Genomic DNA, 11,310 nt, shown 5'->3' on the forward strand with positions numbered 1-11,310 from the left:
AGCCTCAGACCTCCAGCCGGGCGCGGCGCTTCAGCGGGCGCGCGAAGAGTTCGGCGAGGTCCCCGGCCTGGTCGTAGCCCTGGATCGGGGTGAACAGCAGCTCGATCGACCACTTGGTCGCCAGCCCCTCGGCCTCGAGCGGGTTGGCGAGGCCGAGGCCGCAGACCGTGAGGTCGGGCTGGGCCGCGCGGCAGCGGTCCATCTGCACGTCGAGGCTCTGGCCCTCCACCACCCGGGTGCCGGGGGGCAGCAGGGCGAGTTCCGGGGCGAGGTGCTGGCGATGGAGGTAGGGCGTGCCGACCTCGATCAGTTCCGCACCCATCTCGCGCGCGAGGAAGCGGGCGAGCGGCAGTTCGAGCTGCGAATCGGGGAAGAAGAACACCCGCTTGCCGGCGAGCCGCTCCCGGTAGAGGTCGAGGGCGATGGCGCCGCGGGCCCGCCCCGGGGCGGTGACGCGGGCGAAGCGCTCGGACGGCACGTCGAAGGTCTCGGCGGCCGCGGCGAGCCAGCCCGTCGTGCCCTCGACCCCGAGGGGGAACGGCGCCGGGATCCGCTTCGCGCCCCGCGCCTCGAGGGCGCGGGCGGTGTCGGCGAGGAAGGGCTGGGCGAGGAGGAAGCGGGTGTCGGGTCCCACCGCAGGCAGCGCCCCGGCGCGGCGCGCCGGCAGGAAGGCCACGGTGGCGAGGCCGAGATCCGCGAAGATCCGCGCGAACTGGTCCTCGACCACGTCGGCCAGGGCGCCGACCACGAGGAGCGCGGGCGCACCGGTCTCGGCGGCACGGGGCATCTCGGGCACGAGGGCGGCGAGGCAGGCATCCTCCCCCTGCGTGAAGGTGGTCTCGATGCCGCTGCCCGAGTAGCTCAGCACCCGCACGTCGGGATGGACGCTGCGGGAGAGGCGCTGCGCTGCCCGTGAGAGGTCGAGCTTGATCACCTCGGAGGGGCAGGAGCCGACGAGGAACAGCAGGCGGATGTCGGGGCGGCGCTCGATGAGGCGGCGCACCACCCGGTCGAGCTCCTCGTTCGCGTCGGCGAGGCCCGCGAGGTCGCGCTCGTCGATGATGGCGGTGGCGAAGCGCGGCTCGGCGAAGATCATCACGCCGGCGGCGGACTGGATGAGGTGGGCGCAGGTGCGCGAGCCGACCACGAGGAAGAAGGCGTCCTGGATCTTGCGGTGCAGCCAGACGATGCCGGTGAGCCCGCAGAACACCGCGCGCTGGCCGCGTTCCTGGCGGATGTCGCAGCCCGTCTCCAGGGTGGGGATCGGCGCGTGGGCGTTCATCGCGCGGCCTCCGCCATCAGGCGGGGCGGCATCGTCTGGAGCCGGGCGGCGCGCAGCTTCAGCACGAACTGCGCGGCGTTGATCGCGTAGGCGGCGTAGGCCGCCAGGGCGAGGCCCATGAGGCCGGCAGTGTCGAGGGCGCCGGTGGCCAGCGCCACGAGGTAGGCGGTGTGCAGGGCCAGCACGAGCATGCTGACCATGTCCTCCCAGTAGAAGGCCGGCGCGAACAGGTATCGCCCGAAGACCGCCTTCTCCCAGATCGAGCCGGTGACCATGATCGCGTAGAGCACCAGGGTCTTCACCACCACGGAGGCGTTGGCGGCGGTCGCGCCCTCACCTGTCCACAGGGTGCGCAGGACGAGCCCGAGGCTCACGGCAAACACGAGGAATTGAAGCGGGGCCAGGACACCCTGGACCAGGGTCCAGCGGGTGGCATCGCGACGGGCGCGTTGCTCGGCGTCGTAGAGAGGTCGTCTGGGCCTGTCCGCTCTCCGGATCATGCTGTCCGCCCCCTTGCGGAGACCCCTTGCGACCAGGTCGCCGGGTCTCGTTGAAGGGAGGTTAGGAAGGCGGTCCCCATGTGTCAAGCCAGCTTTACGTCAAAACCGAATGACAGATTGAATGCAAAATAGTTATAAGACGCGTATTGATAAAGTCCGTTTCGGGCGTATCGTGCAGCTTGATTGCAGAGGCCGGTCAAGCTGGCCCTCCCCGGCGCCGGGGTACTGAGGCGTGTGCTCAGACATCCCGGAATTCGACGCACAAGATCGAACCGACAGACAAAGCCGTCAGACACATTGGGAGGGACCAATGGATGATGTGAGGCAGTTCGGTGATCGCTTGCGCTACGAACCATCCAGCCGGGATGTCGCGGACCTGTGCGAATCCGGGATCAGCGCGCAGCTCGCGGTCTTCGGGCAGGCGATCCGGCTGCAGCGGGACTTGGCGCGCGTCGTGGAGGCCGAGATCATTCCCCGGCTGATGCTGGCGCACCGGATCGAGCCGAGCCCGGAGCCGACGGACGTGCTGCCGAGCGAGGCGCAGATCGCGGCCTTCACGGCCCTCATGCTGGACCCGGCCGGCGACGACGTGGAGGGCCGGCTCGCCGAACTCCTGGCGAGCGGCCTGGGGACCGACAGCCTCCTCCTCGACCTCCTTGCGCCGACGGCCCGCCACCTCGGCGTTCTGTGGGAGGAGGACCTCTGCGACTTCGTCGAGGTGACCCGCGCCATGGGGCGGATCCAGCGCATCATGCGCGAGATCACGAGCCGCTTTCGCCACGAGCCCGCGGCCCCCGCCGTGAACCGGAAGATCCTGCTGCTGCCCTGTCCGGGAGATTCCCACAGGTTTGGCCTTACCCTGGTCGAGCAGTTCTTTCGGGAAGCGGGATGGTCGGTGACCTCGTCGGTCACGCAGCCTGGGATGGACAGCCTCCGCTGCGTCCAGGAGGAGTGGTTCGACATCGTGGGCCTGTCCCTCGCCTGCGAGGCCCTGCTTCCCGCGATGACCGAGACCGTGGCGGCGCTGCGCCGGAATTCGCGGAACGATGCGCTCCGGGTCCTGGTTGGAGGTCCGGCGTTCGCCGCCAATCCCGACAGCTTCCGGCGCGTAGGGGCCGACGCGAGCGCCGGTGACGCCCGCACGGCCCTGTCCGTTGCGGAATGCTTGCTTGATCTGCCGGTCAGACCCTGCTGAAAGACATCACGATAGATTTACCCTCCCTCCCCGATCCGACCTGCCCGATCACATCCCGACGTGGTGATCCGTGACCAGCCTGGCGCTTCCTGCCGCGAGCCATGCGCTTGCGGCGCTTCAAAAGTCACTCGGACCCCTCGACGCGCAGGCGGCGGGCTTGCTGGTGGCTGCGGCGACGGACCTGTCCCTGGTCATCGACGGCGAAGGCGTCATCCGGGAAGCGACCTTCGGCAGCGCCGATCTCGCGGATGAGGGCTGCGACACCTGGCTGGGCCGCCCCTGGGTCGACACGGTGACGGTGGAGAGCCGTCCGAAGATCGCCGCCCTCCTCAAGGATGCCGCGCCCGGCGCCGTCACGCGCTGGCGCCAGGTGAACCACGTCTCGCCCACCGGCACCGACCTCCCCGTACGCTACGCCGCCATGCGGCTCGCCAAGGACGGCCAGATCCTCGTCCTGGGGCGAAACCTGCGCGCCATGGCCTCGCTGCAGCGGACGCTCGCCGAGACGCAGCAGGCACTGGAGCGGGATTACCTGCGCATGCGCGGCGCCGAGACCCGGTACCGCCTGCTGTTCCAGCTCGGCTCCGAGCCCGTGCTCGTGGTCGATGCCGCGACCCGTCGTGTAACGGAGGTGAACCCCGCCGCCTCCCGGCTGATCGGCCGGGCCGAGAAGCGCATCGTCGGGCAGGACGCGGTCGACCTGTTCGATGGCGCCTGTGTGCGCGACCTCGAATCGCTCTTCGCCGGCCTCCGGATGACCGGACAGGCGGCCGACCTGGAAGCCCGGCTCGGGCATGGGCGCGGCGCCGTCCGGGTCGCCGCCTCGCTGTTCCGGCAAGAGAACGCCACCAGCATCCTGCTGCGGCTGGCCTCGCCCGAGCCGCTGGAAACGAGCGCGGCCCGCACGGGCGCGGGCGCCCTCGACGTCCTGCGCAACCTGCCCGAGGGCTTCGTCGTCACCGACCCGGCCCGGCGGGTCCTGACCGCGAACCCCGCCTTCCTCGATCTGGTCCAGCTCGCCACGGAGGAGCAGGTGCGCGGCCAGTCCCTCGACACCTGGATCGGGCGGGAGGAATCCGAGGCGGCGGCCCTGTTCGCGACCCTGGCGCAGCACGGCTCCGTCCGGCACTTCCCCACGCAGATCCGCGGCACCTACGGCAGCATCGAGGATGTGGAAGTCGCCGCCGTCTCGGTCACCGGCGGCAGCCAGCCCTGCATCGGCTTCACCCTCCGGGCGACGCCCCGGCGGGCGGCGGCCGTGGCCGGCGGTCGCGAGCTGCCCCGCTCCGTCGAGCAGATGACGGAGCTCGTCGGTCGCGTCTCGATGAAGAACCTCGTGCGCGAATCGACCGATCTCATCGAGCGCCTGTGCATCGAGGCCGCCCTGCGCATCACCCGCGACAACCGGGCCTCGGCCGCCGAGATGCTGGGGCTCAGCCGCCAGGGCCTCTACGCCAAGATGCACCGCTACGGCATCGGCGATCTCGAGGGCCGCGACGTCTCCGACGACGCCTGAGGTCCCGCCGAACTGAACCGCGTCGCGCTGAAGCTCTTCCACCTGCAGGAATGGATTCGGGCAAGGTGTCGTCGGGCACGCCAGCGCTCACGAACATGTTGTAAATCAAACTTGACACTCGTGTCTGTAAAACTCTAGCGTCGTCGCCATGGCAACGCCTGCACCCAGCGCCCTCATCGAGCTTCTGAAGCCGATCACATGGTTCGCGCCGATGTGGGCCTTCACCTGCGGCGTGGTCTCCTCCGGCGCCTCGCCCACCGGGCAATGGCCGGTGATCGCCGCCGGGGTGATCCTGGCCGGCCCCCTCGTCTGCGCCACTTCGCAGGCGGTGAACGATTGGTACGATCGCCACGTCGACGCCATCAACGAACCGCACCGCCCGATCCCCTCGGGCCGGATGCCCGGGCGCTGGGGCCTCTACGTCGCCGCGGGCTGGACCGTGCTGTCGCTCCTCGTCGCCGCCGCCCTCGGTCCGTGGATCCTCGGCGCCGCCCTGTTCGGCCTCGTGCTGGCCTGGATCTACAGCGCGCCGCCCCTGCGCCTCAAGCGCAACGGCTGGTGGGGCAATTCGGCGGTGGCGATCTGCTACGAAGGCCTGCCCTGGTTCACCGGCGCGGCCGTGATGGCCGCGGCCGTGCCGGACGGGCGCGTGCTGCTGGTCGCCCTGCTGTATTCCATCGGCGCCCACGGCATTATGACCCTGAACGACTTCAAGTCGGTGGAGGGCGACGGCCGCACCGGGATCCGCTCCCTACCCGTCCAGCTCGGCACGCTTGGGGCCGCCCGCCTCGCCTGCCTCGTCATGGCCGCACCCCAGTTGGCCGTCATCCTCGGCCTGTTCGCCTGGAACCGGCCCTGGCACGGAACGGTCATCGGCGTCCTGCTGCTCGGGCAGTTCATCCTGATGCGGCGCCTCCTGGCCGCGCCCCGCGAGCGCGCCGCCTGGTACAACGGCACCGGCACCACCCTCTACGTGCTCGGCATGCTGGTGGCGGCCTTCGCCCTGCGGCCCCTGGTCCAGGGAGGCCTCTGATGCCGAATCCGAGCTTCGGCTGGCTCGCCATCGTCCGGCTCGGCCTCGTGCAGACCGCCCTCGGTGCCGTCGTGGTCCTGATGACCTCGACCGTCAACCGCGTGATGGTGGTGGAGCTCGCGCTGCCGGCGATCGTGCCGGGCGGGCTCATCGCCCTGCACTACGCGGTGCAGGTTCTGCGTCCGCGCTGGGGCTACGGCTCGGACCGCACCGGCCGGCGCACGCCCTGGATCGTCGGCGGCATGGCGGCCCTGGCCCTCGGCGGATTCGGCGCGGCCGTGGCCACCGCCCTCGCCGAGACGCACCAGGCCGCGGGCTTGGCGCTGGCGGTGCTGTCGTTCCTCACGGTCGGCATGGGCGCGGGGGCCGCCGGGACCTCGCTGCTCGTGCTCCTCGCCACGGGCGTGGACGCCCGCCGCCGCGGGGCCGCCGCCACCGTGGTCTGGGTCATGATGATCGCGGGTTTCGCCATCACGGCGCCCCTGGCCGGGCACTTCCTCGATCCCTTCTCCGGCGCGCGGTTGATCGCGGTGTCCGGCACCGTCTCGCTCCTCGCCTTCGCGATGGCGGCGCTGGCGCTGCGCGGGGTCGAGCCGGCGGCCGGGGCGTCCGGCGGCACCGAGGCGGCGGAGAAGCGTCCGTTCCGCGAAGTGCTGGCGCGGGTCTGGGCCGAGCCGGAATCCCGGCGCTTCACGATCTTCATCTTCATGGCGATGCTGGCCTACAGCGCCCAGGAACTCATCCTCGAACCCTTCGCCGGACTCGTCTTCGCGATGACGCCCGGGGTGACCACCAAGCTCGCGGGCCTGCAGCATGGCGGCGTGCTCGCCGGCATGCTGACGGTGGCGGGCCTCACCATGGGCATCGGCGGTCCGGTGCTCGGCTCCCTGAAGGTCTGGACCACCCTCGGCTGCCTCGGCTCGGCCCTGGCGCTCCTCGCCATCGCGGCGGGCGGCCTCGCAGGCGCCGACTTCCCCCTGCGGGTGCCGGTCTTCGCCCTCGGCCTGTTCAACGGCATCTTCGCGGTGGCGGCGATCGGCTCGATGATGGCGCTGGCCGGAGCCGGCGGCGAGGCCGAGCGCGGCACGCGGATGGGCGTCTGGGGCGCGGCCCAGGGCGTCGCCTTCGGCGCCGGCGGCTTCCTCGGCACCGTCGCGGTGGACCTGGCCCGCCTCGTCACGCCGCGGGTGGTCGACGCCTATGCCAGCGTATTCGCCGCCGAGGCGCTGCTCTTCGTGTTCGCCGCCGCCCTCGCCCTGCGCATCGCGCACGCTCCTGCAACGCAGGTGCCGCGGGGCCGGCGTCGTCAACCGTCGTTCGAGGCTTCGCTTTCCACGAGGTGAGATCATGGCAGCCGTCCGGGACACCGACCTCGAAACCTACGATGTGGTGGTTGTGGGCGGCGGCCCGGCCGGCGCAACCGCGGCCACCGACCTCGCCCGCAGCGGGCGGCGCGTGCTGCTCCTCGACAAGCCCGGACGGATCAAGCCCTGCGGCGGCGCCATCCCCCCGCGCCTGATCCGCGATTTCGCCATCCCCGACCATCTCCTCGTCGCCCGGATCCGCTCGGCCCGGATGGTCTCGCCCCAGGACAAGCGGGTGGACATGCCGATCGGCGACGGCTTCGTCGGCATGGTCGACCGGGCCGACTTCGATCCCTGGCTGCGGGAGCGCGCCGCCGCCGCGGGCGCCGTGCTTCGGCCCGCCACCTTCCGGCACGTCGAGCGCGACGCGGACGGGACCTGCGTGCACTACCTCCAGGATGGCTTTCCCCGCGCGGCCCGGGCCCGCCTCGTCATCGGGGCCGACGGGGCGAGCTCCGCCGTCGGCCGCGCCGAGATCCCAGGCCACGCCGCCATGCGGCAGGTCTTCGCCTATCACGAGATCGTCCGCCTGCCCGAGGGGGTGGCGCACGACGTCGAGGCCACCCGCTGCGACGTCTATTACCAGGGCAAGCTCTCGCCGGACTTCTACGCCTGGGTCTTCCCGCACGGCGACACGGTGAGCATCGGCACCGGGAGTGCCCGCAAGGGCTTCTCCCTCCGGGGCGCGATTCGGGCCCTGCGGGCCTCCACCGGCCTCGAGGCGGGCGAGACCGTCCGTCGCGAGGGCGCCCCCCTGCCCCTGAAGCCCCTGCGCCGCTGGGACAACGGCCGCGACGTCCTCCTCACCGGGGACGCCGCGGGCATCGTCGCGCCGGCGTCCGGCGAGGGCATCTACTACGCCATGCTCGGCGGACGCCTCGCCGCCGAGGCGGCCCAGGCCTTCCTCGCCACCGGCCAGGCCCGGGCACTGGCGGAGGCGCGACGCAACTTCATGCGCCTGCACGGGCGGGTCTTCCTGATCCTGCGGATCATGCAGGCGGTCTGGTACCGCAACGATGGCCTGCGCGAGCGCTTCGTCTCGATCTGCCGGGACCGGGACGTGCAGCAGCTGACCTGGGACTCCTACATGAACAAGGAGCTGGTCCGGGCCAAACCCGCGGCCCACGCGCGGATCTTCTTCAAGGACCTCGCGCACCTGTTCCGCTGGGTCTCCCCGTGAGTGTCACCAGCAATCTCGCGATGGGTCTCGACGGGACGGGTGGATGGGCACCGGCCGGCATCGCCGCCGTCACCGCAATCCTGGTGGCTTTGGCGGGCGGGCTCCTGACCACGACCGGCCCCTGGTACCAGGCCCTCAGGCGTCCCGCCTGGAAGCCGCCGGACTGGGCCTTCGGTCCCGTATGGACCACGATCTTCACGCTGACGGCGATCTCGGCCGTGCTCGCCTGGAACGCCGACGCGAGCCCCGCATTCCGCACCGCCCTGGGGGCCGCCTACGCGGTGAACGCCGTCCTGAACATCGCCTGGAGCGGTTTGTTCTTCCGCCTGCGCCGGCCGGACTGGGCCTTCGTCGAGGTTCTGTTCCTCTGGCTCTCGATCGGGGTGCTCATCATTGTCACAGGGCGGGTGCACGGGATGGCTGCCCTTCTCCTGCTGCCCTACCTCGTCTGGGTCGGGGTCGCCGCCTGCCTGAACCGCGCGATCGTCCGTCTCAACGGTCCGTTCCGGAGCGCGTGAGCGATGGAGGCACTTCTTGCCAGCGGTCACCTCGTCGACGCCATCCTGCTGCTCGTCGCCGTCGAGGCGCTGGGCCTGATCCTGTGGAGCCGCCGGGCGCAGGGCGTCTGGCCGCTCGCCCTCCTGTGCAACCTGACCTCCGGCGCCGCCCTGATGCTGGCCCTGCGCGGCGCCCTCACGGGTGCCGGCTGGCCCGTGATCGCCGGATGCCTCGCCCTGGCCGGGCTCGCGCACCTCACCGAGATGGCGCTGCGCCTCGGCCTCCTCGCCTCGCCAGTCCGCCTTCGCGATCCCCGAGACACGCGCGCCTGAAATTCCCCGTCACCACAGATCCGGAGAGACGTCATGGACCACCGCCGCACCGCTCTCCGCCTGGGGACCGGCCTCGTCCTGGGCTTCGCCGCCCACGGCGCCGCCGCGCAGGATGCCGAGCTGATCAAGCGCGGCGAGTACCTGGTGACGGCCGGCGACTGCGTCGCCTGCCACACGGCGCCGGACGGGAAGCCCTTCGCCGGCAACTACGTGCTCAACACGCCGATCGGCAAGATCCGTACGCCGAACCTGACCCCGGACCCGGAGACCGGCCTCGGCACGTGGAGCGCGGACGACTTCTACCGCGCCTTCCACGAGGGCATCACCAAGGACGGTTCCTACCTCTACCCGGCCTTTCCCTTTGCCTGGTACACGAAGGTCACCCGGGCCGATTCCGACGCGATCTTCGCCTATCTGAAGTCTCTGCCGGCCGTGCACGAGCCGCGCAAGCCTTCCGAGATTCCGTTCCCGTTCAACATCCGCACCGCGCTCATCACCTGGCGTACCGCGTTCTTCACGGCCGGCGAATTCCAGCCGGACCCGCAGGCGAGCGCCGAGGTCAACCGCGGCGGCTACCTCGTCGAGGGGCTCGGCCATTGCGGCATGTGTCACAACGCCAACAAGATCGTGGGCAACAGCGGCCTGGCCGGCAAGCTCGGCGGCGGCGTCATCGACGGCTGGTACGCCCCCAACATCACCCCCGACGACCACACCGGCATCGGCGGCTGGAGCGACGAGCAGGTCGTGACCTACCTGAAGACCGGCGCCGCCCCGGGTAACCAGCCCGGCGTCGCGGCGGGCCCGATGCGCCAGACCATCCAGGAATCCCTGTCGAAGATGACCGACGCCGACCTGAAGGCGATGGTGGCCTACCTGCGCACGCAGAAGGCCAAGGAGAGCTACAAGGTCAAGGACATCCAGGCTTTCAACCAGGCCGACGCCCCGGGCGCCGCGACCTATCTCAGCTATTGCTCCTCCTGCCACAAGCCGGACGGCAAGGGCGTCGAGGGGGCGATCCCGGCGCTCGCCGGCAACACCTCGGTGCAGGCGCAAGGGCCCGAGACGGTGATCCGCGTCATCCTCGGCGGACTCTCGGCTCAGAACGGCTACGCGCCGATGCCGGCCATCGGTGCCGGCATGACCGACCAGGAGGTGGCCGACGTCACCGACTACGTCCGCAACGCCTGGGGCAATGCCGCCCCGGTGATCAGCGAGCGCGGCGTCGTCGCCACGGCGCGCAAGGCGACCGAGACGATGCTGGCCGGCACCGCACCCTGCGCGGAGATCGCCCAGCCCGACATCGCCAAGGCGGTGGCCGATTCGGGAGCAGCTCAGAGCCTCGCCGGGCTCGACCCCGAGAACTTCATTCCGACCGTCAACGCGCTGCTGCCGAAGATCAAGGCCGCCGTGCCGGACGCCAAGGGCGACGACATCGTCAACGGCCTGACGACGGCCTTCTGCAAGGCCGGGCGGAACGACACCCGCTACGACAAGGCCGGCTGGCACGCGGTGATCGGCAGCTTCGCCAGCGTTACCTACGCCCAGCTGAAGAACCCGGAACTGAAGGCCTCGACCATGGGGACGACGCCCACGCCCTGACCGGAGATGGCCGCGGGCGGGACCGGTCGCGGCGTCGTCAGCTCGCCATGGTGACGATGAGCGGGCCGTTGCGGGTGGCGACCACCGTGTGCTCGTACTGGACGGTGGGCGCCTGGGGCCGGCTGTAGAGGGTCCAGGGATCGTCCCCATCCTCGGCGAACTCGGCCCCGAGGGACAGGAAGGGTTCGACGGTGAAGACGAGGCCCTCCGTCGCGATCCGGCGCTCGGACGCGTCGGGCCAGGTGGCGATCTCGGTCGGCTCCTCGTGGAGGGAATGGCCGACGCCGTGGCTCGCCAGGTTGCGCACCAGCGTGTAGCCGTTCCGGCGCGCGAAGGCGCCGACCGCCTCGCCGATGGCGGCGATCGGCTTGCCGGTGCCGACCTGGCGCAGGCCCGTCCACATCGCCCGGCGACCGTCCTTGCACAGCCGCTCCACTGCGCGGGTCACGGGCGGCACGGGGAACGAGGCGCCGGTATCGGCGAAGTAGCCGTCCTTGGCCGCGGAGACGTCGATGTTGACGAGGTCGCCCGGTGCGATCCGGCGGTCCCCCGGGATGCCGTGCGCGACCTCCTCGTTCACGCTGATGCAGGTGGCCCCGGGAAAGCCGTAGGCCAGTTCCGGCGCGGGCTGGGCGCCGGCCGCCTCGAGGAGCCGGCGTCCGATCCGGTCGAGTTCGGCCGTCGTCATCCCGGGCTCGATCGCCTTGCCCATCGCGTCCAGGGTCTGGGCGACGATGCGCCCGATCCGCTTCAGGGCCGCCAGGTCGTCGTCGCTCGAAACCGTCATGTCGCTGTCCCTCGGGGCCGCCCG

Annotated in this window: 11 protein-coding genes; 8 read left to right on the plus strand and 3 right to left on the minus strand. The window is 71.1% G+C overall.

What is annotated here, in order from left to right; genetic code table 11:
- Positions 1-4 precede the first annotated feature (4 nt).
- Positions 5-1,282 carry a ferredoxin:protochlorophyllide reductase (ATP-dependent) subunit N gene (locus AC1MGR_RS20585; protein ID WP_480232767.1) on the minus strand — a complete coding sequence of 426 codons (1,278 nt, stop codon included), beginning with the start codon at positions 1,280-1,282 and terminating at the stop codon, positions 5-7.
- Positions 1,279-1,782 (minus strand): 2-vinyl bacteriochlorophyllide hydratase, encoded by a 504-nt coding sequence (gene bchF, locus AC1MGR_RS20590; RefSeq protein WP_108034975.1) that lies wholly within the window; start codon positions 1,780-1,782, stop codon positions 1,279-1,281. The genes AC1MGR_RS20585 and bchF overlap by 4 nt, the downstream gene beginning before the upstream one ends.
- A gap of 310 nt (positions 1,783-2,092) precedes the next feature.
- On the opposite strand from bchF, the gene AC1MGR_RS20595 reads away from it, so the two are divergent.
- From AC1MGR_RS20595 to AC1MGR_RS20630, 8 genes are all read left to right on the plus strand, one after another.
- Positions 2,093-2,977, plus strand: a complete 885-nt coding sequence (locus AC1MGR_RS20595; protein WP_108034974.1) for a cobalamin B12-binding domain-containing protein — start codon at positions 2,093-2,095, stop codon at positions 2,975-2,977.
- 70 nt (positions 2,978-3,047) lie between these two features.
- Positions 3,048-4,493 (plus strand): transcriptional regulator PpsR, encoded by a 1,446-nt coding sequence (gene ppsR / locus AC1MGR_RS20600; protein ID WP_480232768.1) that lies wholly within the window; start codon positions 3,048-3,050, stop codon positions 4,491-4,493.
- Between the two features lie 148 nt (positions 4,494-4,641).
- Positions 4,642-5,526: a chlorophyll synthase ChlG gene (chlG, locus tag AC1MGR_RS20605; RefSeq protein ID WP_480232769.1), complete on the plus strand. Its 885-nt coding sequence runs from the start codon at positions 4,642-4,644 to the stop codon at positions 5,524-5,526.
- Positions 5,526-6,869: a BCD family MFS transporter gene (locus AC1MGR_RS20610; protein WP_480232770.1), complete on the plus strand. Its 1,344-nt coding sequence runs from the start codon at positions 5,526-5,528 to the stop codon at positions 6,867-6,869. The genes chlG and AC1MGR_RS20610 overlap by 1 nt, the downstream gene beginning before the upstream one ends.
- Before the next feature lie 4 nt (positions 6,870-6,873).
- Positions 6,874-8,070 (plus strand): geranylgeranyl diphosphate reductase, encoded by a 1,197-nt coding sequence (locus tag AC1MGR_RS20615; RefSeq protein WP_480232771.1) that lies wholly within the window; start codon positions 6,874-6,876, stop codon positions 8,068-8,070.
- A gap of 20 nt (positions 8,071-8,090) precedes the next feature.
- Positions 8,091-8,588, plus strand: a complete 498-nt coding sequence (locus AC1MGR_RS20620; RefSeq protein WP_480234857.1) for a TspO/MBR family protein — start codon at positions 8,091-8,093, stop codon at positions 8,586-8,588.
- Between the two features lie 3 nt (positions 8,589-8,591).
- The gene (locus AC1MGR_RS20625; protein ID WP_480232772.1) at positions 8,592-8,900 is read left to right on the plus strand and encodes a hypothetical protein; all 309 of its coding nucleotides are present in this window, start codon (positions 8,592-8,594) and stop codon (positions 8,898-8,900) included.
- A 33-nt stretch (positions 8,901-8,933) separates the two neighbouring features.
- On the plus strand, positions 8,934-10,499 hold the full coding sequence (locus AC1MGR_RS20630; RefSeq protein ID WP_480232773.1) for a c-type cytochrome: 1,566 nt from the start codon (positions 8,934-8,936) through the stop codon (positions 10,497-10,499).
- Between the two features lie 37 nt (positions 10,500-10,536).
- Here AC1MGR_RS20630 and map read toward each other — a convergent pair whose 3' ends face one another.
- Entirely contained in the window at positions 10,537-11,286 is a 750-nt protein-coding gene (gene map, locus AC1MGR_RS20635) for a type I methionyl aminopeptidase (RefSeq protein WP_480232774.1), read from the minus strand.
- Between the last annotated feature and the right edge of the window lie 24 nt (positions 11,287-11,310).

Source organism: Methylobacterium sp. BI1 (assembly GCF_056680125.1).